Source organism: Empedobacter sp. UBA5987, assembly GCF_002429865.1.
Lineage (GTDB): Bacteria > Bacteroidota > Bacteroidia > Flavobacteriales > Weeksellaceae > Empedobacter > Empedobacter falsenii_B.
Genome location: NZ_DJBB01000079.1, coordinates 64,030 through 86,559 on the forward strand (window position 1 = coordinate 64,030; position 22,530 = coordinate 86,559).

Consider the following 22,530-nt stretch of genomic DNA (forward strand, 5'->3'; position numbering starts at 1 on the left):
CAAAAAAAACCTTACGCTAAGCGTAAGGTTTTTTTATATAATTTGCTCTTTGTAATTAGATTACCAAGACGCTTTTTTAACACCTGGGATTAACCCTTCGTTCGCCATTTCGCGGAAAGTTACACGAGAGATCCCGAAAGTTCTCATGTATCCTCTTGGACGACCTGTTAATTTACAACGGTTGTGTAAACGTACAGGAGAAGCGTTTTTAGGTAATTTTTGTAATGCTTCGTAGTCACCAGCTTCTAATAAAGCTTGACGTTTCGCAGCATATTTAGCAACTAATGCTTCTCTTTTGCGCTCACGCGCTTTCATTGATTCTTTAGCCATGACTTCTTATTTTTCTTTAGTAAATGGTAATCCGAATTTAGATAATAAAGCTTTTGCTTCTTTATCTGTGTTCGCTGAAGTTACAAAGGTAATATCTAAACCTTGAATTTTCTTGATTTTATCAATATTAATTTCTGGGAAGATAATTTGCTCTTTGATACCTAAGTTATAGTTACCTCTACCGTCGAAACCTGTAGAAGAAATACCGCTAAAATCACGTACACGTGGTAAAGCTGCAGATACTAAACGGTCTAAGAATTCGTACATTTTCTCACCACGTAAAGTTACTTTAGCCCCAATTGGCATTCCTTTACGTAATTTGAAAGCTGCTTCATCTTTCTTAGAAATTGTTCCTACTGCTTTTTGACCAGTGATTAATTCTAACTCTTCGATAGCGTAATCAACGATTTTTTTATCAGCTGTAGCCGCACCTAAACCTTGAGATAAAACAATTTTCTCTAATTTAGGAACTTGCATAATAGATTTGTATCCGAACTCTTCTTTAAGAGCAGCTACAATCTCTTCTTTATATTTAACCTGCGGACGAGGTGTGTATGTTGTTGTACTCATCTTAGATAGCTTTTCCTGATTTTTTAGCAATTCTTACTTTTTTCCCTCCTTCTTCTTTGATCGCTACTTTCGTTGCTTTCCCAGTTTCTGGATCTACTAAAGCCAATTTACATAAATAGATTTGAGCTTCTTTTTCAACAACTCCACCTTGTGGATTTTGTGCGCTTGGCTTTACACGTTTTTTTGCAATATTAACCCCTTCAACGATAGCTTTAGCTTTGTCAGGGAATACGCGTAACACAGTACCAGTTTGACCTTTGTTAGATCCTGATAAAACGACTACTTTGTCTCCTTTTTTAATTTTTAACTTTGCCATGTTGTTCTATTATAATACCTCTGGGGCTAATGATACAATTTTCATATATTCTTTATCACGTAACTCACGAGCAACTGGACCGAATACACGAGTACCACGCATTTCTCCTTGAGTGTTCAATAATACACATGCATTATCGTCGAAACGGATATATGAACCGTCTTTTCTACGAACTTCTTTTTTAGTTCTAACTACAACAGCTTTTGATACAGCACCTTTTTTAACGTTTCCTGAAGGTGTAGCTTCTTTGATCGCAACTACGATTTTGTCACCTACTGATGCGTATCTTCTTTTAGTACCACCTAAAACGCGGATTACTAATGCTTCACGAGCTCCTGTGTTATCTGCAACTTTTAATCTAGATTCTTGTTGTAACATAACTTATCTTATTTAGCTCTTTCAATGATTTCTACTAATCTCCATCTTTTGTTTTTAGACAAAGGACGAGTCTCCATGATACGCACTGTGTCACCTTCGTTACACTCGTTATTTTCGTCGTGCGCTGTATATTTCTTCGTTTTTAAAACGAATTTCCCATAGAATGGGTGCTTTTGCTTCTTAGTTTCAGCTACAACAATGGTTTTTTCCATTTTGTTTGATGTAACTAAACCTACTCTTTCTTTTCTTAATTTTCTTTCCATCAGTTACAGATTACTGTTATGATTGTTTTTCGTTTAACACGGTATTCAAACGAGCAATTGTTCTACGTAAGTCTCTAATACCGATTGGATTTGCTACAGGAGAAACAGCGTTTGTCAATTTTAATTGATCGTAGTTCGCTTGTTCTTCAGCTATTTTAGCTTGTAACTCCTCAACACTTAGATTTCTAATATCTGCTGCTTTCATTTTTTCTTAATTTTTGAAATTATTAATTTTGGAAATCACGTGCAACGATAAACTTAGTCTTAACAGGTAACTTCTGAGCTGCTAAACGCAATGCTTCAGTTGCAACCTCTACTGGCACACCTCCTACTTCGAATAAGATACGACCTGGTTGTACAGGAGCTACCCAATATTCTGGTGCACCTTTACCTTTACCCATACGTACCTCTGCTGGTTTCTTAGTAATTGGTTTATCTGGAAATATTTTAATCCATAATTGACCCTCTCTCTTCATGAAACGAGTTGCAGCAATACGAGCTGCCTCGATTTGACGTGCTGTAATAAACGCTTCGTCTAAAGATTTGATCCCGAAAGTCCCGTAAGCTAATTGAGTTCCTCTGTGAGAAACACCTTTCATCTTACCTTTTTGGGTTTTTCTAAACTTTACTCTTCTCGGTGATAACATATCTACTTAATTCTTTATGTTAGTTGTTAAACTAAATTATCGCTTTCTATTATTAGATCTTTCACCTCCCTTTCTGTTGTTGTCAGACTTTTTTTGTTTTTTCTGTAATCCAACTAAAGGAGATAATTCTCTCTTACCATATACCTCACCTTTCATGATCCATACTTTGATCCCTAAACGACCATAAGTTGTATGAGCTTCTGAAATGTGGTAATCAATGTCTGCACGGAATGTAGACAAAGGAATACGTCCATCTTTATAAGTTTCAGAACGTGCCATCTCTGCACCGTTTAAACGACCAGAGATTTGAACTTTGATTCCTTCTGCGTTCATTCTCATTGCTGATTGAATTGCCATTTTAATAGCACGACGGTAAGAAATACGATTCTCAATTTGACGAGCGATACTATCCCCTACTAAGATTGCATCTAATTCTGGTCTCTTAATTTCGAAGATGTTAATTTGAACCTCTTTACCAGTGATTTTCTTTAACTCTTCTTTTAATTTGTCAACTTCTTGTCCACCTTTACCAATAATGATACCTGGACGAGCAGTAGTTACAGTAACTGTAACCAATTTTAAAGTACGATCGATGTAAATACGAGAAACTCCGGCTTTAGACAAACGTGCTCTTAAATAAGTACGAATTTTTGCATCTTCTGCAATTTTATCACCGTAATCATTTCCACCGTACCAGTTAGAATCCCATCCTCTGATGATTCCTAAACGATTTCCGATTGGATTAGTTTTTTGTCCCATATTCTTAATCTTGTACTTTTTGTTTATCTTCTTTAGTTCCTAAAACCAAAGTTACATGGTTTGAACGTTTTCTGATTCTATGTGCTCTTCCTTGAGGTGCAGTACGAATTCTTTTTAATTGACGTGCACTATCAACAGAGATTTCTTTTACATATAATCCAGCTTCTTCAACATCAGCTCCTTCGTTTTTGATTTGCCAGTTAGCGATAGCGCTTAATAACAATTTTTCTAAACGGATTGAAGCGTGGTTTTTAGTATATTTTAAAATACCTAAAGCTTTTTGAATTTCAACTCCACGGATAATATCTACTACTAATCTCATCTTACGAGGAGAAGTAGGAACATTATTTAATTTCGCAAAAGCTATCTGCTTGTTAGCTTCTTTGATTCTTTCGTTACTTAATCTTTTTCTAGATCCCATGGCCCTTTACTATTTTTTTCCTTTGTTTTTAGCTCCGGCATGACCTCTAAAAGTACGTGTAGGAGCGAACTCACCTAATTTATGACCTACCATGTTCTCAGTAACATAAACAGGAATAAATTGCTTTCCGTTGTGTACTGCGATTGTTTGACCAACAAAATCAGGAGAAATCATTGATGCTCTTGACCATGTTTTGATCACGTTTTTGCTACCGCTTTCTACGTTAGCAAGAACTTTCTTTTCTAATTTATAGTGGATGAATGGTCCTTTTTTTAATGAACGTGCCATAAATTATTTTTTTCTTCTTTCAACAATATATTTGTTAGACGCTTTCTTCTTGTCACGAGTTTTGTAACCTTTCGCTGGAATACCGTTACGAGAACGAGGGATACCTCCTGTCGCACGACCTTCACCACCACCCATTGGGTGATCTACAGGGTTCATAACCATTGGACGAGTTCTTGGACGACGACCTTGCCATCTAGAACGACCAGCTTTACCAGAAACTTCTAACTGATGGTCTGTGTTAGAAACAACACCTACTGTTGCTTTACACTCCACTAAAATCATTCTTGATTCACCACTTGGTAACTTAACGATAGCATATTTACCATCACGCGCAACTAATTGAGCATAAGTACCTGCACTTCTTGCCATAACTGCTCCTTGCCCTGGACGTAATTCAATACAAGAGATTACTGTACCTAATGGCATATTTTTAAGCTTCATAGCATTACCTACTTCTGGTTCTACGTTTTCACCTGAAACAATTACTTGTCCAGCTTTCAAACCATTTTGAGCAATAATGTAACGTTTTTCACCATCTTCGTAAGATAATAAAGCGATGAATGCAGTTCTGTTTGGATCGTATTGTACAGATTCTACAGTTGCAGCACCTTCTTTATCACGTTTGAAGTCGATGATACGATATTTTTGTTTGTGTCCACCACCGATATAACGCATTGTCATTTTACCAGTGTTGTTACGTCCACCCGATTTAGATTTTCCTTCAACTAATGTCTTTTCTGGCTTAGCATTTTTATCTACTGCCGCAAATTCATTAACCACTCTAAAACGTTGTCCCGGGGTGATAGGTTTTAATTTTCTTACTGACATTTTTTAATTCTTAAATTATCCGAACAACTCTATTTCTTGACCTTCAGCTAAGCTAACGATCGCTTTTTTCAACTTATTTGTTTTTCCAGTTTGAAAACCTGTTTTTGTGTAACGAGTTTTTACTTTTGGAGCAGATACTAAAGTACTAACAGAAACTACAGATACACCGTAAGTTTTTTCTACAGCTTCTTTAATTTGAATTTTGTTAGCTTTTGTGTCTACATAAAACGAATATTGCCCTAACAACTCACTGTTATTAGTTGCTTTTTCTGAAATTACTGGTTTAATTATGATTCCCATTTTCTTCGTCTTATTTTGTTAAATTTTCTTGAACTGTTGCTAAAGAACCTTCTAAAAATACGATTTGAGAAGCATTGATTAAATCAAATACATTTAATTCCTCAGTTGTAACAACTTTAACTTTTTGTAAGTTACGAGAAGATAAATATACATTGCTATTAGATTCACCTAATACGAATAATGATTTTGTGTTCTCTAATCCTAAATCAGTTAAAACAGTTTTGAACTCTTTAGTTCTTGGAGCTTCGAAAGAAAAGTTTTCAACAACTTTGATTTCATTCTCAGCTAACTTTTGTGATAAAACTGATTTTTTAGCTAATCTCTTTTGTGCTTTGTTTAATTTGAAAGAGTAGTTTCTTGGACGTGGTCCGAAAACTCTACCTCCTCCTCTAAACACTGGAGATTTGATAGAACCAGCACGAGCTGTACCTGTTCCTTTTTGCTTTTTGATTTTACGAGTTGATCCCGCAATCTCAGCTCTTTCTTTTGCTTTATGCGTTCCTTGGCGTTGAGCTGCTAAATACTGTTTAACTTCTAAGTACACTGTGTGTGTAGAAGGCTCAATTCCGAAAACTGCCTCGTCTAAAGATACTGTTCTTCCAGTTTCTTGACCTTTGATGTTTAATACTACTACTTCCATCTTCTAACGATTACGTATGAATTTTTAGGACCTGGGATAGCACCTTTAACAATTAAAAGATTTTTCTCAGTATCCACTTTAAGTACTTTTAAGTTCTGAACAGTAACTTGTTTACCACCCATTCTTCCAGCCATACGCATTCCTTTGAATACACGAGATGGATCTGAACCAGCACCGATAGAACCTGGAGCTCTTAAACGGTTATGTTGACCGTGTGTAGCTTGACCTACCCCACCAAAACCATGACGTTTAACAACACCTTGGAAACCTTTTCCTTTTGAAGTACCTGTAATACTTACAAATTCTCCTTCGTTGAATAATTCAACGTTAACTTCTCCTCCTAGAGTTAAAGAGTTCACGAATTCTTCACCGTAAAACTCAACTAACTTTCTCTTTGGAGTCGTTCCTGCTTTTTTAAAGTGACCTTTTAAAGCATTAGTCGTGTTTTTTTCTTTTGCGTCATCGAAACCAAGTTGAGCAGCAACGTACCCATCTTTCTCTACGGTTCTGACTTGAGTAACCACACATGGCCCAGCCTCTACGATTGTCACAGGAATATTTTTCCCGTTCTCATCAAATAAGCTAGTCATCGCGATTTTTTTACCAATGATACCTGACATTTGATTAAAATATGTTAATAATTTGTTTAATATTTCAGAGAATGTGGACTTTCGACCACTAGAGATCTTCTCTAAAATTAGCATGCAAATGTATGAATTAATTTGTAAACAACAAACTTTCAATTGATTATTTTTCAAAAGTTTACAAACAGCGAAAAATGTCAATCAAAGCATTCTTAATAGCAACTCAAAAAAAAACCCTGAGATGTGCACGTCTCAGGGTTTATATTTATTTAAAATACAGCTAACTATACTTTAATTTCTACTTCAACACCACTAGGTAATTCTAACTTCATTAAAGCATCAACTGTTTTAGATGAAGAAGAATAAATGTCTAATAATCTTTTGTGAGCTGATAATTGAAATTGCTCGCGAGATTTTTTGTTAACGTGTGGAGATCTTAAAACTGTAAAGATTCTTTTGTGAGTTGGTAATGGAATTGGTCCATTAACAACAGCTCCTGTAGCTTTTACAGTTTTTACGATTTTTTCAGCTGATTTATCAACTAAAGAATAATCGTAAGATTTTAATTTTATTCTAATTTTTTGACTCATTTTTCTTGAATTAAGCGTTACCTTTTGCTTTAGCGATTACAGCTTCAGACACGTTTGTTGGTGCTGGAGCGTAGTGATCGAATTCCATTGTAGATGTAGCACGACCAGAAGATAATGTACGTAATGAAGTTACATATCCGAACATTTCTGCTAATGGAACCATAGCTTTAATAACTTTAGCGTTATTTCTATCATCCATTCCTGATACTTGACCACGACGACGGTTTAAGTCACCTACAATATCACCCATGTTTTCTTCTGGAGTTAAAACCTCTAACTTCATGATAGGCTCTAAGATTTGAGCACCAGCAGCTTTTGCAGCAGCTTTGTAACCCATTTGAGCAGCTAACTCGAAAGATAATTGGTCAGAATCCACAGGGTGGAAAGATCCATCTTTTAAAGTAACTTTTAACGAATCCATTTCGAATCCTGCTAAAGGTCCATTCTTCATTGCAGCTTTGAAACCTTTCTCAATAGAAGGGATAAATTCTTTAGGAACGTTTCCACCTTTAATTTCTGAAACGAATTCTAAACCTACTTTTCCTTCATCTGCTGGTCCCATTTCGAAAACGATATCAGCAAATTTACCACGTCCACCAGATTGTTTTTTGTAAACTTCACGGTGTTCAGCTGGTCTTGAGAATGACTCTTTGTACTCTACTTGAGGCTCTCCTTGGTTAACTTCTACTTTGAATTCACGCTTTAAACGATCAACAATGATATCTAAGTGTAACTCACCCATTCCAGAAATAACTGTTTGCCCTGAAGCTTCATCAGTTCTAACTGTAAATGTTGGATCTTCTTCAGCTAATTTAGCTAAAGCCATACCCATTTTATCAACATCAGCTTTAGTTTTAGGCTCAACCGCGATACCAATTACTGGATCTGGGAAATCCATAGATTCTAAAACGATAGGTGCTTTTTCATCACATAAAGTATCTCCTGTTTTGATATCTTTGAAACCTACAGCTGCTCCAATATCTCCAGCTTCGATAAATTCGATTGGCTCTTGTTTTGCAGCATGCATTTGGAAGATACGAGAGATACGTTCTTTATTACCAGAACGAGTATTTAATACGTAAGATCCAGCATCTAAATGACCAGAATAAGCACGGAAGAATGCTAAACGACCCACATAAGGATCAGTAGCAATTTTAAACGCTAATGCAGAAAATGGCTCATCTGCAGAAGGTTTTCTTGTTATAGGCTCTTCTGTTTTTGGATCTGTACCGTGAATAGCATCTTTATCTGTTGGAGCAGGTAAATAACGACAAACAGCATCTAGCATGAACTGAACTCCTTTATTTTTGAAAGAAGATCCACAAGTCATTGGGATAATAGACATGTCTAATGTTGCTGCACGTAAAGCTGCATGAATTTCGTCTTCTGTAATAGAGTTTTCATCTTCCATGAATTTCTCTAATAAGTTTTCGTCATAAGCAGCGATTTCCTCGATTAATTGAGCTCTGTATTGTTTAACTTCGTCAACTAAATCTGCAGGAATTTCTACAACATCAAAAGTAGAACCATTGTTTTCATCATGCCATACAATCGCACGGTTTTTGATTAAATCAACGATACCTTTGAAATCAGCTTCTTCACCGATAGGTAATACAATAGGAACAGCATTAGATCCTAACATTTCTCTTACCTGACGACATACATTTAAGAAATTAGATCCTTGACGATCCATTTTGTTAACAAATCCCATACGTGGAACTTTATAGTTGTCAGCTAAACGCCAGTTAGTTTCTGATTGAGGTTCAACACCATCAACTGCTGAAAATAAGAATACTAATCCATCTAATACACGTAATGAACGGTTTACCTCTACAGTAAAGTCAACGTGACCAGGAGTATCAATAATATTGAAGTGGTACCCTTTTGCATCTGCTAATGGCTTACCTTGTTCTGTTGGAAAAGTCCAAGTACAAGTTGTTGCCGCAGAAGTAATGGTAATACCACGTTCAGCTTCTTGCTCCATCCAGTCCATTGTAGAAGCTCCATCGTGAACCTCTCCAATTTTGTGAGACTTCCCTGTATAGAATAAGATACGTTCTGTAGTGGTAGTTTTCCCAGCGTCGATATGCGCTGCGATACCAATATTTCTTGTATATTTTAAATCTCTTGCCATCGTGTATTAGAATCTAAAGTGAGAGAATGCTTTGTTAGCTTCTGCCATTTTGTGAGTATCTTGACGTTTTTTAACGGCAGATCCTTCTTCTTTAGCAGCTGCAATAATTTCTCCAGCTAATTTTTGAGCCATCGATTTCTCGTTTCTGTTACGAGAATATTTGATTAACCATTTCATTGCTGTTGAAATTTTACGGTCTGGACGAATTTCCATTGGAATTTGGAATGTAGCTCCACCAACACGGCGAGAACGTACTTCTACGTGAGGCATTACATTAGATAATGCTTCTTTCCAAATGTCTAATGAAGTTTTTTCTGCATCTTCTTTACGAGAATCTACGATTTCTAACGCATCATAGAAAATTTTGAATGCTACAGATTTTTTTCCGTCGTACATTAAGTTGTTTACGAAACGAGTTACTAACTGATCATTAAATTTAGGATCTGGAAGTAAAGGTCTTTTTTTAGCTCTTGTCTTTCTCATCTTACCTTAAATTTATTTTTTAGCATCTTTAGGACGTTTCGCTCCATACTTACTTCTACGTTGAGTACGTCCGTTTACTCCCGCAGTATCTAACGCTCCACGTACAATGTGGTAACGCACACCTGGTAAATCTTTAACTCTACCTCCTCTAACCAATACTATCGAGTGCTCTTGAAGATTATGACCTTCACCACCGATGTACGCGTTAACTTCTTTCCCGTTTGTTAATCTAACACGAGCAACTTTACGCATTGCTGAGTTAGGTTTCTTAGGAGTTGTAGTGTAAACACGTGTACAAACACCGCGGCGTTGTGGACATGATTCCAATGCAGCCGATTTACTCTTCTTGGTTAGTTTTTTTCTACCTTTTCTAACTAATTGTTGAATTGTTGGCATACTAATTAAATTTCCTTTTAAATTTGGATTAAACCCATTTTTTGGGCATGCAAAACTACAAATAATTTATACAAAAACAAATAATAATGGATTTATTTTACATTGATTTATAATTTTTTAAAGAATTATAAACTATATTTTACAGAATTTTAATTCAAGAATAACAAAACAAGTAAATTATCAATAAACCTAATTTTTGATAAGTGATAGTATCTTATCTACATCTATTGACAACAAAATTTATTAAAACTTTATCCTATATTATTTTTCTCTAAGCTAATAACTTTTCGTATTTTTAATTAATCTGAATATCATATAATTATCGATATATTTTAATAAAAACGTTCGCATAATATTTATTTAATGTTAATTTTACATTAGAAAAATTAATTTTGCACTTCAAAACATTATTGAATGTCGGTAAACTCATTTTTTAAATTATTTACTCCGAAGGATAAAGTATTCTATCCTTTGTTCGAGGAAGCTTCAAAAAGTTTAATCAAATTAGCTGAATTGTTACATGAATGTGTAAACGCTCCAGTTGAAGAACGCGAAGATTACATCGCACAAATTTCTAAAATTGAAAGTAAAATTGAATATCTTACTCAAAAAACAAATTTAGAGTTAAGCAAAAACTTTATCACGCCTTTTGACAGAGAAGATATTTATCAATTAGTAAAATCTATCGATTATGTTGCAGATAATTTAAATGGTGCAGCGAATCGTATCAATATTTATCAAGTAGATAAAATTACAAAATCTATCCGAAAAATTACAGCTGTTAACTTAGAGGCTTGTCAATTAATCGGTGAAGGAATTGAGCAATTGAAAGATTTGAGAAACGTAAATCGTATTTACGAAATATGTGAACGAATCAATAAATTAGAAAATAAATCGGACCGTATTTTTGATAAAGCGGTTCAAGAAATTTTTGAGAACGAAACTGATGCCAAAAACATCATCAAATACAAGGAAGTTTTATCTTCATTAGAATCTGCAACAGATAAGTGTAAAAGTGTTGCAAATGTATTGGAAGCAGTAGCGGTAAAACACTCATAACCAGAACTTAATCTAAAAGATTATGACAGATTTTTTTTCAGCGTTTTCGAGCATGCTTACGTCAACGCCAGGAATGTTATTGATTACTATTATCGTCTTAGCTTTTGTTTTTGATTATATAAATGGTTTTCACGACGCAGCAAATTCTATTGCTACCATTGTCGCTACTAAGGTTTTAACGCCTTTTCAAGCTGTACTTTGGGCTGCAGCATTCAACTTTGCAGCTTACTTTATTTCGGTCTATTGGATTGGAGAATTTAAGATTGGGAATACGATTGCAAAATCGGTTAACGAGCATTTTATTACACTAGAAGTTATTTTAGCTGGAATTATCGCTGCCATTTCTTGGAACTTATTAACATGGAAGTTCGGGATCCCTTCTTCTTCTTCTCATACATTAATTGGTGGTTTTATTGGAGCAGCATTGGCTCACGCTGGTGGTTTTTCTGCCGATGGAGAAGATGTAATTGTTTACAAAAAAGTAATTCCAATTGTTTGCTTTATCGTATTAGCACCATTAATTGGTATGATTATCGCCTCAATATTAACCATCATCACGCTTCATATTTGTAAAAAAGCCAAACCTGCAAAAGCAGAATGGTGGTTCAAGAAATTGCAATTGGTTTCTTCTGCCCTTTTCTCTTTAGGACACGGTATGAATGATGCGCAAAAAGTAATGGGTATTATTGGAGCAGCGGTTATCTTCTATCACATAAATGTCGATTTTGACCCAGCTTATGTACAAGCAGAAGACAAATTCCAATATTTCGTAGCGCATTGGATGTGGGTTCCTATCACATCGTTTATTGTTATTGCATTAGGTACAATGGGTGGTGGATGGAAAATCATCAAAACGATGGGTTCTAAAATTACAAAAGTAACACCATTAGAAGGTGTAGTTGCTGAAACTTCAGGAGCAATGACGCTTTATATTTCTGAGCATTTCGGAATTCCAGTTTCTACAACGCATACAATTACAGGTTCTATTATTGGTGTAGGTTTAACGAAACGTGTATCTGCAGTTCGTTGGGGAGTAACAATTAGTTTACTTTGGGCTTGGGTTCTTACCATTCCAGTCTCAGCATTATTAGCTGCATTAATCTACTACATCGTAACATTATTTGTTTAAAAATAACAATCAATATCATTCATATTTAGGAGCTTTTATAAGCTCCTTTTTTATTTTTGAAATAATTTTCGAAATTGATAAATAATAAGTTTAATAAAGTTTTAAATTTGCGCCATGCAATTAACTGTATTATTTATCATTATCGGTTTAGCCATTTTATTTGATTTCTTAAATGGTTTTCACGATGCCGCAAACTCTATTGCAACCGTTGTTACTACAAAGGTTTTGACTCCTATTCAAGCTGTTATCTGGGCTGCATTCTTCAATTTTGTTGCTTTTTTCATTGCTAAATTTATCATTGGAGAATTCGGAGTTGCAGACACAATCGCTAAAATTATCAAAGAAGATGTTGTTGTCGCATTTGGCTCTAATCCATCTGTAGTTGTTATGGCGGCGCTTTCTGCAGCAATCACTTGGAATATTTTAACTTGGAAATTAGGAATCCCTTCCTCTTCATCTCACACCTTGATTGGTGGTTTAGCTGGAGGTGCATTAGCTGCAACAGGTTATGATTTTTCTGCGATTAACAGTACAATTATCTTAACGATTATTGCTTTCATTTTGGTCGCGCCAATTATTGGTTTGGTCGCTGGTAATGTTATTTACATCATCACGCTGAATCTTTGTCGAAATGCAAAACCACATAAAGCAGATGCTTGGTTCAAGAAATTGCAATTGGTTTCTTCTGCAATGTTGAGTATTGGTCATGGTTTGAATGATTCTCAAAAAGTAATGGGAGTGATCACGTTTGCTTTACTTGCCAATCAAACTGCGATTGTTAATACGGATATGAATGATTGGATTTTGAATGATGTTTTCAATTGGAAACATTGGTTCATCACAACAAGTAGTACTGATATTCACGATTGGGTTCCGATTATGTGTTTCTCGGCAATTGCTTTAGGAACTTTAGGTGGCGGAATGAAAATCTTAAAAACGATGGGAAATAAAATTACAAAAATTACTCCTATCGAAGGTTTCACAGCGCAAACAGCTTCAGCTATTACATTATTTTTTACAGAACATATCAAAATGCCAGTTTCTACAACTCACGTGATCACGGGATCCATTATTGGTGTTGGAATGGTAAAAAGAGTTTCTGCCGTTCGTTGGGGTGTTACAATTAGTTTATTATGGGCTTGGATTTTGACAATTCCAGTTTCTGCACTTATTGCAACAGGATTTTATTATCTATTTTCAATGTTTTTCTAACATTAAAATTTAATCATATATAAAAATGGCTGTCAATTTTGACAGCCATTTTCTATTTATTATACTATTTATTCTTGAATAATTATTTGCTAAAATCTTCTTTCAACAAATCGATTTTCGCTAACAATTCTTTTTGAACAGCTGGATAATCTTCTTTGTTAGAAAGTGGAGCATTTACAGAGAAATAATATTTAATCTTTGGTTCTGTTCCAGAAGGTCGACAAGCTACTTTACTTCCATCCTCTGTATAGAAAATCAATACATTTGACTTTGGTATCTCAATTGCTTTTTCTTCACCAGAAATTAAATCTTTGTCAATAGAAGATTGAAAATCTTTTACACGAACAACTTTAGATCCTGCTAATTCTTTTGGAGGATTTGATCTAAATTCCACCATCATTTTAGCAATCAACTCTGCACCTTCTTTTCCAGGTTTTACAATACTAATTAAATCTTCTTGATATGCTTTCCCGATTTCAAGATAGATTTCTGTTAATTTATTGTACAGAGAACTTCCTTTCGCTTTTTGTACAGCAGCAATTTCAGAAACCAATAAAGCTGTTGTAACCGAATCTTTATCGCGGATAAAATCTCCAACCATAAATCCGAACGATTCTTCTCCTCCTCCAACAAAACTTTCTTTGCCTTCGAATTTACGAATCATATCAGCAATCCATTTGAAACCTGTTAATCCAACTTTACAATCCACATTGAATTTAGCTGCAATATCATAGAAAATATCAGACGTTACAATTGTCGAACCGATAAATTCTTTTCCTACTAATTTACCTGCTTCTTGCCATTTTTCTAATAAATAATAAGCCAAAACAGTATTCATTTGGTTACCATTTAATAAAATAATTTCGCCTTCATTGTTACGCGTTGCAACACCTACACGATCCGCATCAGGATCTGTTCCAATAACAACATCAGCACCAATTTCATTCGCTAAAGCAACAGCCATAGTTAACGCTTCTGGTTCTTCCGGATTTGGCGATTTTACTGTTGGGAAATCTCCACTTGGAATAGCTTGTTCAGCAACTTGATGAACTTGAGTAAAACCAGCTTTTTCAAAAGCTTTTGGCGTAATTGCAACCGAAGTTCCGTGAATAGAAGTGAAAACTATTTTGATATCTTTTTTACCTTCTTGCGTAAAACTTCCGTTCGCTACACACGCATCAATGAAAGCTTCATCAATTTCTTTTCCGATATATGTCAACAATGTATCGTTACCTTGAAATTTGATTTCTTCAACTTTTACATTATTTACTTCGTTGATAATTTCTCCATCTTGAGGCGGAACAATTTGCGCTCCATCATTCCAATAAACTTTGTAACCATTGTAAATTGGAGGATTATGAGAAGCTGTCAACACAATTCCAGCATCACAACCTAAATGACGAACTGTAAAAGACAATTCTGGTGTTGGACGAAAAGATTCGAACAAATAAACATTGATTCCATTCGCGGTCAATACATCAGCAACCATTTTTGCAAATGTATCCGAATTGTGACGAACATCGTATGCAATCGCAACTTTTCTCTCTTTATTCGGAAATTGTTGATTGATATAATTTGCTAAACCTTGCGTCGCTGCACCAAGTGTATATTTGTTTAAACGATTTGTTCCTACTCCCATTATACCTCGCATCCCTCCTGTTCCAAACTCAAGGTTTTTATAAAAAGAATCGTCTAATTCGGTTGGATTATTATCAATTAAATCTTGAACAGCTTTTCTTGTTTCCGCATCATAAGCGTCAGAAAGCCATAATTTAGCATTATCTAAACTTGAAGTCATTCTTATTTTTTATTTTTTTAGTACTTGGGCACGGTCGGCAATTTTTGTATCCTTATTTGGATCGCCCATAAAATTAACGATTGAGTTTCCTTTTGCAGAACCATAAAGCGTTTGGCGCGCATTGATATCTAACAAAGCGTTATCATCTGTTGTAAAATTAGCTTCGTTAACTTCGTATTTGAACAAATTCAACTGTGCTTCGCCATAAGCTTTCACTTTCATAGTTCCAGCAGTTCCTTCTAACATTATATTTGATTGATCATCTGCTTTCAAATCAAAGTTGTTTGTAATCAAATAAGTTTGATTAATTCGCGCTTGATCCTTCGCATTCATTGTCAATTCATCTACATTTAATGTTCCAGAAGTTGTCAAAGATGTTTGTTTATTCACATCGATTTTTTCCAAATCTCGCGTCACATAAACGTACAAATCATAGGCACTATAATGGTCTACATTTGATTTCTCTTTGATTGTAACCGCATTATTTTTTGCTTCAACTTCTAAATTATCAATAATATTTTGATGCGATTCTACTTTAACTCCAGATTTGTTTCCCGGAACCAAAATAACATTACAATTACACGAAACGCTCAAATCTTTGATATTGTCAGCAGTATATTCTTTTTGAGCCGTTGCAGCGCCTTCTCCATCAATTGATGATGAACACGAAGTTGCAACTAAACCTAAAAATCCTAATAAAAATATTTTCTTCATAGCAGTTGGTTATTTAATTAGTTTAAATTCAATTCTTTTTGAACTAAATACAATTGTTTTTCGCGATTATTACGAACAATTAACTCGCCCAAAAATCCCGCCAAAAATAATTGCGTTCCCAAAATCATAAAAACTAACGAGATATAAAAATAAGGACTATCTGTAATTAATCTAGCTGATGTATGCGAAATATAAACTTTGTATAATTTCTCAATTCCTAAATAAAATGAAGCGAAAAATCCTAAAATAAACATCAATGTTCCCAATAAACCGAAAATATGCATTGGTTTATTCCCGAATCTTGATGCAAAGAAAAGTGTAATCAAATCTAAGAAACCATTTACAAAACGATTTGCTCCAAATTTTGAAACACCATATTTACGCGCTTGATGTTTTACTTTTTTCTCAATAATTCTCGAATATCCAGCGTTTTTCGCTAAAACAGGAATATAACGATGCATATCTCCATACAATTCGATATTTTGCGTTACTTCCCAACGATAAGCTTTCAAACCACAATTAAAATCATGCAATTTTACACCAGACGTTTTACGTGCAACACCATTGAATAATTTCGAAGGAAGATTTTTTGTCAATTTATTATCTTGACGATTTTCTTTCCAACCCGAAACAATATCTGCTTTTTGGTTTTTCAGCATTTTGTATAACGACGGAATTTCCTCAGGAAAATCTTGTAAGTCTGCATCCATCGTAATCACCACATCACCTTTCACTTCTTTGAAAGCCGCGCTAAGTGCTGGAGATTTACCATAATTTTTACGGAATTTAATTCCTTTCACTTCTGTATTGAAGTTGGCAATATATTCGATAATTTGCCACGAATCATCTGTACTTCCGTCATCAACGAAAATAACTTCGAATGTAAAATCATTCTGTTCACAGACTTTTTTGATTCTGTAGAATAATTCCTCTAAGGAATCTTGTTCGTTCAATAAAGGAACAACAACTGAAATATCCATATGTTAAAAAACACGTTTTTTTAAGAATTGTGAAAACATCGCTGCAATTGCGATGTAGAAAGATAAGAAAATTGAGAATAATCCGAAGAAGTTTTTCACAGTAAATAAATTAAGTGTTTTATAATCATCCGAATTTCTGAATGTTTCGATATCTTTTGCGACTTTTGGATCAGACATATTAGACGTAAAAGTATCTAACAATCCTTGTTTCAAACTATCTTGTGCCCATTCTCCATAAGTATTGAAGAATACAAAAATAACAATCAAACTCATGATTCCGGCGAAGAAAATTGTGTAGAAACCAACTTTAAAACCTTCTTTAAAGGTCATTAATTCTTCTGAAGTTTGATGATTTTTTGCTTTATTTTTCGATAAATTGAAAATTGTTAAGAAACAATATAATGCATATAAAGGTAATACAATAAAACAGCAAATCATGAAGCTGTAAGTGTAATAATCTTTTACAGAAACTGTTCCGTTCAACGAAAAATAAAAGTAAAGTGCGAAAAACAATGCTAATGTAATTGCCGTAAGCACCAAAGAGTTTTTAAAAATTTTATTAAAACTAATCATTCTGCAAAGATAATTATATCTCGTAATTCTTTCTCTATTAAATTGTATGATTTAAAAAGGAATTTATCTTCATCAATTCTTTTCTTCGGTTACTTTTTACAATTTCAATTACTTTTTTAGTTCTAATTTTTATTTGTAAATCAATCTATTAATTCAATAAGACCTAAGTAACAAGAAAGTTTTTTCAATAAACACTTTTATTTTTGCAAAACTTTCTTACCTTTGCATCAGGCAAGTCCTACACAACCAGCTCCTGTTGAATCCTCCAGGACGGGAACGTAGCAAAGGTATACGGTCGTAGCGGTGTGATGTAGATCGCTTGCCTATTTTTATTTCTCTAAATTTCACTCCCACTTTTTTTTACCCCATTATTTATTCGTAAATTTGCAACCATTGATTTAAAGATTCAATGGAAACAAACAAAGCACCAAAGTACATTTTCGTTACCGGAGGAGTAACATCGTCGTTAGGAAAAGGAATCGTAGCATCATCATTAGGAATGCTACTAGAAGCAAGAGGATATAGAGTAACAATTCAGAAATTGGATCCCTATATAAATGTAGACCCAGGAACACTTAATCCTTACGAGCATGGAGAATGTTACGTTACGGAAGACGGTGCAGAGACCGATTTAGATTTAGGACATTATGAGCGTTTCTTGAACCGTGCAACGTCTCGTGCTAACTCAGTTACTACAGGTCGTATTTATCAAACAGTTATAGAAAAAGAACGTCGTGGAGATTATTTAGGAAAAACAGTTCAAGTTGTTCCTCATATCACAAACGAAATAAAACGTCGTATCAAATTATTAGGTAATACAGGTGATTATGATATCATCATTACTGAAATTGGAGGTACGGTTGGAGATATTGAGTCTTTACCTTATATCGAATCTATCCGTCAGTTAACTTGGGAATTAGGAGAACATAATTCTTCTGTTATTCACTTAACATTAGTCCCTTATTTAGCTGCTGCGGGAGAATTAAAAACAAAACCTACTCAACATTCTGTTCGTACATTAATGGAAAATGGTATTCATGCCAATGTTTTAGTTACACGTACGGAGCGTCATTTACCAAAAGATGTAAAAGCTAAATTGGCTTTATTCTGTAATGTTCGCAAAGAAAATGTAATCGAAAGTATGGATGCAGACACAATTTATGAGGTTCCATTCTTATTACATAAACAAAATTTTGACGAAGTTGTTTTAAAAGGCTTAGATTTGCCAACTGATCAAGAACCAGATTTTACAGTTTGGAACAAATTCTTATCAAATCATAAAAATCCTAAAAACGAAATAGAAATTGCTTTAGTTGGTAAATACGTTTCGTTACACGATTCTTATAAATCAATTACAGAAGCATTTACACATGCTGCTGCAACTTGCGAAACGAATGTAAAAGTTCGTTGGGTATATTCTGGTGATATTACAGAAGACAATGTTGGAGAGCAGTTGAAAGGCGTTTCGGGAATTTTGATTGCACCAGGTTTTGGAGATCGTGGTATTTTAGGTAAAATAATTGCTGCAAATTATGCACGAAGAAATAATATTCCAACATTAGGAATTTGTTTGGGAATGCAAATTATGGCAATCGAATTTGCGCGTAATGTTTTAGGTTACGAAAAAGCAGATTCAGCAGAAATGGATTTAACAACGCCTTATCCTGTTATCAGTTTGATGGAAGATCAAAAAGATGTTTCGGACAAAGGAGGAACAATGCGTTTAGGAAATTGGAAATGTGAATTAACTCCTAATTCAAAAATTGAGAAAATTTACAACACAACCGAAATCTTAGAACGTCATCGCCATAGATATGAATTCAACAATGATTTTTACGATGAATTTGTTGAAAACAATTTTATTCCAGTTGGTAAAAATCCTGAAACAGAATTAGTAGAAATTTTAGAACATAATCAACACCCATATTATATAGGTGTACAATTCCACCCGGAATATAAAAGTACAGTTGCTTCGCCACATCCTTTATTTATAAGTTTTATCGAAGCTTCTTTATTGAATAAACAAAATGATTTATTAAATGCAACAAGAGAAAAAATTTGATTTTAACCAAACGATTGGTTTTATTTTAATTGCAATTCTTTTTGGCGTATTCTATTTTCTAAACAAACCTTCGGAAGCGGAGGTCGAAGCACAGAAAAAAGAATTAGTTCAAAAGCAAGAGCAAGCGAAAAAACAGGAACAATTAAATAAAACAGCTACAACACAAGCTTTTCAAACTGTAGATCCTACATTAGCAAAAGATGTTGAAGTTAGTAATGATAAATTAAAAGTTACTTTTTCGCCAAAAGGAGCTCAAATTTCTGACGTACAAATCGTTGGATATACAGCTTACAATGACAAAAAAGATGGACACAAAGATCCTTTACATTTAGTAAAAGATGGATCAAGTAAGTTCAACTTATCATTCAAAACAAAACAAGGAGCTGTTCTTAATGTTTCGGATTTGGTATTTGTGCCTCAAGTACAGAAAAATGCGAACAATACAATTGTGACGTTTACAGCAAATGCTCAAAATAGTCAAATTCAATACATCTATACATTAGGAGATTCTTATGGTGTCGATTTCGAAGTTAAAACGCAAGGTTTATCTAACATCACTTCTGATAAAAATGTAGATTTAGCGTGGACAATGGACGGTTTCAGTACTGAGAAAGGAAAAGATCAAGAAAAATATTGGTCACATACTTATTTTCAGTTCAAAGGAAACAAAGACATCGAATACGAATTATTTGGTTCTGACGAATGGGAAGAAGAGGAAGCTATTTCTTGGGTAGCCAACAAACAACAATTCTTTGCAACAGTTTTATCAAATGATGAAGGGTTTAAAACAACAAAAGGTGGTTCTAAAAACTCTGATAAAGAGGATTTAACTTATAGTAAACACTATCACTTAAACTCTAAATTAGAGTTAAAAAATAGTGAAATCAATTCAAAATTCACGTGGGATTTTATTCCATTGGATTATAAAATGTTGAAAGATTACAACGACAAAGGATTTCAAAACTTAATTGACTTTGGTTGGGGATTATTTGGTTGGTTGAATAAATATTTCTTCTTGAACGTTTTCAAATGGTTAGCTTCTGTAGGAATCACTTACGGATGGGTAATCTTCTTGATGACAATCGTTGTAAAATTGATTTTATCTCCAATTATGTACAAACAATACCGTCAATCTGCATTGATGAAAGTTGTTCGTCCAGAGTTGAATGAAATTAACGAAAAATACAAGGATCCGAAAGATGCGATGAAGAAGCAACAAGAAACAATGGCAATTTATCGTAATGCAGGAATCAATCCATTAGCAGGGTGTTTACCAGCCTTATTACAAATTCCAATTTTCTATGCGTTGTTCCGTTTCTTCCCGAACTTAATCGACTTGAGAGGTGTTCCTTTCTGGTTCGTAGATGATTTAACAGCATTCGATGATTTAATCAAATTACCAGAATGGGTTCCATTCCTTAATGGTCACTTAAGTGTATTCGCTTTATTATACATTGTTGCAATGATGATTTATTTTAAAGTTTCTGGATCTATGGATAATTTCCAAATGCCACAACAAGAAGGAATGCCAAATATGCAATTCATGAAATACATGATGTATGTAATGCCAGTTTTCTTCTTTGTATTCCTTAACAATTATGCTTCTGGTCTATCTTGGTATTATTTAGTATCCAATGCGATTAATATTTTCATCGTGTTATATATTAAGAAATATATGATTCACGAAGCGAAGATTCATCAAATCATCGAAACAAATAAAACAAAACCTAAAAAGACAGGTAAGTTTGCTTCGAAAATGCAAGAAATGATGAAACAAGCTCAAGAAATGCAAGAGCAACAACAAAAAAACAAAAAGAAATAATCTAACTATATTTCAAATTCAAAAATCCGTTAATGATAATTAACGGATTTTTTATTTATTCGAGATATTAAAAAATTAAGTATTCAATTTACTTATTATCAATAATATATTCACTTAAAAATATTTTTACAGTGTAAGTTATACACTTTTTATGAATAAATTCTTTTTTATTTATTATTTTCAGATTATTATTGTCTTAAAATAATAAATAACATGAACAATATTTACTCAATTAAAGACCAAACAGCAAATCCTGGACCTTTAGGATTATTTGGTTTTGCAATGACAACTATTTTATTAAACATACACAATGCAGGTTTTTTCCCTGTTAATAGTATGATTATGGGAATGGGTGTTTTCTTTGGAGGCGGAGCACAATTTGTGGCTGGCGTTATGGAATGGAAAAAAGGAAACAACTTTGGTAGTATTGCATTCATGTCTTATGGCGCTTTTTGGTTAACACTTGTATTTACATGGTTAGCACCAATGTTTGGCGTAGAAAAACCAGACGGAAATGCGATGGGATGTTATTTAGGAATGTGGGGATTATTTACATTAATCAACTTTTTCCAAACACTAAAAGGCAATTTGGTTGGTAAATTATTATTCGGATCGTTAACCTTACTATTCTTTTTATTAGCAGCAGGAAACTTTACAGGAGATCAAAGCATTTTACATTTTGCTGGTTGGACAGGAATCATCTGCGGATTTATTGCTTTCTACGAAGCTTCTGCAATTATGATTAATCAGAAATACGAGAAAAACATTCTTCCTTTATAAATAATATGAACAAAAAAAATCCTTTATCAGTCTCTGATAAAGGATTTTTTTTATAATTGTAATGAATTATTTATTAAACATTGGAGCTAATAATTTTTTCCAGATAAATAATAAAATTAATGATCCTAAGATTGAAAAAATCCAATCCAATGGACTGAAAAAACTTACTTCTCCATCATGAGAAATTCCTAAAATTGTACGCATATACGCTCCTAAATATGCACCAACAATACCTATAAGTGCAGTTACCCAAAATCCTCCCGGATCTTTACCTGGCATTATTGCTTTAGCAATTCCAGCACAAATTAAACCGAACACTAAATATACCAAAAAGCTCCAAACTCCGGTAATACCTAACATAATAAATGAAGTTGTCATCATAATTAATACTATTTTTTATGGTTTTAAAAATTGTTAAGTAAATCTTAACTAAAATCGTTCCAAAAAGATAAGAAAAGTTTTTGTAATTTGTAA

29 protein-coding genes and 1 other RNA gene are annotated in these 22,530 nt (G+C 33.9%); 7 read left to right on the forward strand and 23 right to left on the reverse strand.

Translation table 11 applies throughout. The features are described from left to right. Positions 1-60 precede the first annotated feature (60 nt). The 18 genes from rpsN to rpsL form a co-directional block, all read right to left on the reverse strand. Positions 61-330 carry a 30S ribosomal protein S14 gene (gene rpsN / locus B3J26_RS13765; RefSeq protein WP_019974193.1) on the reverse strand — a complete coding sequence of 90 codons (270 nt, stop codon included), beginning with the start codon at positions 328-330 and terminating at the stop codon, positions 61-63. 6 nt (positions 331-336) lie between these two features. Next, the gene (gene rplE / locus B3J26_RS13770) at positions 337-900 is read right to left on the reverse strand and encodes a 50S ribosomal protein L5 (RefSeq protein WP_038335516.1); all 564 of its coding nucleotides are present in this window, start codon (positions 898-900) and stop codon (positions 337-339) included. 1 nt (position 901) lies between these two features. Next, positions 902-1,216, reverse strand: coding sequence for a 50S ribosomal protein L24 (rplX, locus tag B3J26_RS13775; RefSeq protein WP_038335509.1), 315 nt, complete (start codon positions 1,214-1,216; stop codon positions 902-904). A 9-nt stretch (positions 1,217-1,225) separates the two neighbouring features. Beyond that, positions 1,226-1,594 carry a 50S ribosomal protein L14 gene (gene rplN / locus B3J26_RS13780; protein WP_019974196.1) on the reverse strand — a complete coding sequence of 123 codons (369 nt, stop codon included), beginning with the start codon at positions 1,592-1,594 and terminating at the stop codon, positions 1,226-1,228. Positions 1,595-1,602: 8 nt separating this feature from the next. Continuing rightward, positions 1,603-1,857 carry a 30S ribosomal protein S17 gene (gene rpsQ, locus B3J26_RS13785; RefSeq protein ID WP_019974197.1) on the reverse strand — a complete coding sequence of 85 codons (255 nt, stop codon included), beginning with the start codon at positions 1,855-1,857 and terminating at the stop codon, positions 1,603-1,605. Between the two features lie 16 nt (positions 1,858-1,873). After that, positions 1,874-2,062, reverse strand: a complete 189-nt coding sequence (gene rpmC, locus B3J26_RS13790; protein ID WP_038335494.1) for a 50S ribosomal protein L29 — start codon at positions 2,060-2,062, stop codon at positions 1,874-1,876. Between the two features lie 22 nt (positions 2,063-2,084). Beyond that, positions 2,085-2,504, reverse strand: a complete 420-nt coding sequence (rplP, locus tag B3J26_RS13795; protein ID WP_038335490.1) for a 50S ribosomal protein L16 — start codon at positions 2,502-2,504, stop codon at positions 2,085-2,087. A gap of 36 nt (positions 2,505-2,540) precedes the next feature. Beyond that, positions 2,541-3,263, reverse strand: a complete 723-nt coding sequence (gene rpsC / locus B3J26_RS13800; protein ID WP_019974200.1) for a 30S ribosomal protein S3 — start codon at positions 3,261-3,263, stop codon at positions 2,541-2,543. 4 nt (positions 3,264-3,267) lie between these two features. Continuing rightward, positions 3,268-3,684, reverse strand: a complete 417-nt coding sequence (gene rplV, locus B3J26_RS13805) for a 50S ribosomal protein L22 (RefSeq protein ID WP_125349696.1) — start codon at positions 3,682-3,684, stop codon at positions 3,268-3,270. 9 nt (positions 3,685-3,693) lie between these two features. Further along, on the reverse strand, positions 3,694-3,972 hold the full coding sequence (gene rpsS, locus B3J26_RS13810) for a 30S ribosomal protein S19 (protein ID WP_019974202.1): 279 nt from the start codon (positions 3,970-3,972) through the stop codon (positions 3,694-3,696). A 3-nt stretch (positions 3,973-3,975) separates the two neighbouring features. Beyond that, the gene (gene rplB, locus B3J26_RS13815) at positions 3,976-4,800 is read right to left on the reverse strand and encodes a 50S ribosomal protein L2 (protein ID WP_038335472.1); all 825 of its coding nucleotides are present in this window, start codon (positions 4,798-4,800) and stop codon (positions 3,976-3,978) included. Between the two features lie 15 nt (positions 4,801-4,815). Continuing rightward, complete coding sequence (rplW, locus tag B3J26_RS13820; RefSeq protein ID WP_038335466.1) at positions 4,816-5,100, reverse strand: 50S ribosomal protein L23; 285 nt, start codon at positions 5,098-5,100, stop codon at positions 4,816-4,818. 10 nt (positions 5,101-5,110) lie between these two features. Next, the gene (gene rplD, locus B3J26_RS13825) at positions 5,111-5,740 is read right to left on the reverse strand and encodes a 50S ribosomal protein L4 (RefSeq protein ID WP_038335460.1); all 630 of its coding nucleotides are present in this window, start codon (positions 5,738-5,740) and stop codon (positions 5,111-5,113) included. Further along, positions 5,731-6,360 carry a 50S ribosomal protein L3 gene (gene rplC / locus B3J26_RS13830; protein WP_038335606.1) on the reverse strand — a complete coding sequence of 210 codons (630 nt, stop codon included), beginning with the start codon at positions 6,358-6,360 and terminating at the stop codon, positions 5,731-5,733. The genes rplD and rplC overlap by 10 nt, the downstream gene beginning before the upstream one ends. 248 nt (positions 6,361-6,608) lie before the next feature. After that, positions 6,609-6,914 (reverse strand): 30S ribosomal protein S10, encoded by a 306-nt coding sequence (gene rpsJ / locus B3J26_RS13835; RefSeq protein WP_019974208.1) that lies wholly within the window; start codon positions 6,912-6,914, stop codon positions 6,609-6,611. 10 nt (positions 6,915-6,924) lie between these two features. Then, on the reverse strand, positions 6,925-9,048 hold the full coding sequence (gene fusA / locus B3J26_RS13840; RefSeq protein WP_280051339.1) for an elongation factor G: 2,124 nt from the start codon (positions 9,046-9,048) through the stop codon (positions 6,925-6,927). A 6-nt stretch (positions 9,049-9,054) separates the two neighbouring features. After that, positions 9,055-9,531, reverse strand: a complete 477-nt coding sequence (rpsG, locus tag B3J26_RS13845; RefSeq protein WP_019974210.1) for a 30S ribosomal protein S7 — start codon at positions 9,529-9,531, stop codon at positions 9,055-9,057. A gap of 12 nt (positions 9,532-9,543) precedes the next feature. Then, positions 9,544-9,927: a 30S ribosomal protein S12 gene (rpsL, locus tag B3J26_RS13850; protein WP_019974211.1), complete on the reverse strand. Its 384-nt coding sequence runs from the start codon at positions 9,925-9,927 to the stop codon at positions 9,544-9,546. A gap of 414 nt (positions 9,928-10,341) precedes the next feature. Between rpsL and B3J26_RS13855 the strand changes: the two genes are divergently transcribed. From B3J26_RS13855 to B3J26_RS13865, 3 genes are all read left to right on the forward strand, one after another. Then, positions 10,342-10,986, forward strand: a complete 645-nt coding sequence (locus tag B3J26_RS13855; protein WP_019974212.1) for a DUF47 domain-containing protein — start codon at positions 10,342-10,344, stop codon at positions 10,984-10,986. 22 nt (positions 10,987-11,008) lie between these two features. Next, positions 11,009-12,115 carry an inorganic phosphate transporter gene (locus B3J26_RS13860; protein ID WP_291074836.1) on the forward strand — a complete coding sequence of 369 codons (1,107 nt, stop codon included), beginning with the start codon at positions 11,009-11,011 and terminating at the stop codon, positions 12,113-12,115. Between the two features lie 114 nt (positions 12,116-12,229). Next, positions 12,230-13,327, forward strand: a complete 1,098-nt coding sequence (locus tag B3J26_RS13865; RefSeq protein ID WP_114999000.1) for an inorganic phosphate transporter — start codon at positions 12,230-12,232, stop codon at positions 13,325-13,327. 82 nt (positions 13,328-13,409) lie between these two features. Here the strand turns inward: B3J26_RS13865 and B3J26_RS13870 are convergent, their stop codons facing one another. Genes B3J26_RS13870 through B3J26_RS13885 form a run of 4 tightly spaced genes read right to left on the reverse strand, consistent with a single transcriptional unit; the run spans position 13,410 to position 17,392 of the window. Beyond that, entirely contained in the window at positions 13,410-15,125 is a 1,716-nt protein-coding gene (locus B3J26_RS13870) for a phospho-sugar mutase (protein WP_291074837.1), read from the reverse strand. A 9-nt stretch (positions 15,126-15,134) separates the two neighbouring features. Next, the gene (locus tag B3J26_RS13875; protein WP_291074838.1) at positions 15,135-15,839 is read right to left on the reverse strand and encodes a GIN domain-containing protein; all 705 of its coding nucleotides are present in this window, start codon (positions 15,837-15,839) and stop codon (positions 15,135-15,137) included. A gap of 17 nt (positions 15,840-15,856) precedes the next feature. Beyond that, positions 15,857-16,819 (reverse strand): glycosyltransferase family 2 protein, encoded by a 963-nt coding sequence (locus B3J26_RS13880; protein ID WP_038335424.1) that lies wholly within the window; start codon positions 16,817-16,819, stop codon positions 15,857-15,859. A 3-nt stretch (positions 16,820-16,822) separates the two neighbouring features. Further along, positions 16,823-17,392, reverse strand: coding sequence for a DUF4199 family protein (locus B3J26_RS13885; RefSeq protein WP_286479884.1), 570 nt, complete (start codon positions 17,390-17,392; stop codon positions 16,823-16,825). 229 nt (positions 17,393-17,621) lie between these two features. Between B3J26_RS13885 and ffs the strand changes: the two genes are divergently transcribed. The 4 genes from ffs to B3J26_RS13905 all read left to right on the forward strand — a co-directional run bounded on the left by ffs (position 17,622) and on the right by B3J26_RS13905 (position 22,056). After that, an RNA gene (gene ffs / locus B3J26_RS13890) (signal recognition particle sRNA small type) lies at positions 17,622-17,720 on the forward strand. An 81-nt stretch (positions 17,721-17,801) separates the two neighbouring features. Continuing rightward, positions 17,802-19,454, forward strand: coding sequence for a CTP synthase (locus B3J26_RS13895; protein WP_125349700.1), 1,653 nt, complete (start codon positions 17,802-17,804; stop codon positions 19,452-19,454). After that, complete coding sequence (gene yidC, locus B3J26_RS13900) at positions 19,432-21,276, forward strand: membrane protein insertase YidC (RefSeq protein WP_291060051.1); 1,845 nt, start codon at positions 19,432-19,434, stop codon at positions 21,274-21,276. The genes B3J26_RS13895 and yidC overlap by 23 nt, the downstream gene beginning before the upstream one ends. Before the next feature lie 213 nt (positions 21,277-21,489). Continuing rightward, entirely contained in the window at positions 21,490-22,056 is a 567-nt protein-coding gene (locus B3J26_RS13905; protein ID WP_221853941.1) for an acetate uptake transporter, read from the forward strand. A gap of 66 nt (positions 22,057-22,122) precedes the next feature. Here the strand turns inward: B3J26_RS13905 and B3J26_RS13910 are convergent, their stop codons facing one another. Continuing rightward, on the reverse strand, positions 22,123-22,437 hold the full coding sequence (locus tag B3J26_RS13910; RefSeq protein ID WP_180905890.1) for a GlsB/YeaQ/YmgE family stress response membrane protein: 315 nt from the start codon (positions 22,435-22,437) through the stop codon (positions 22,123-22,125). Positions 22,438-22,530: the final 93 nt, after the last annotated feature.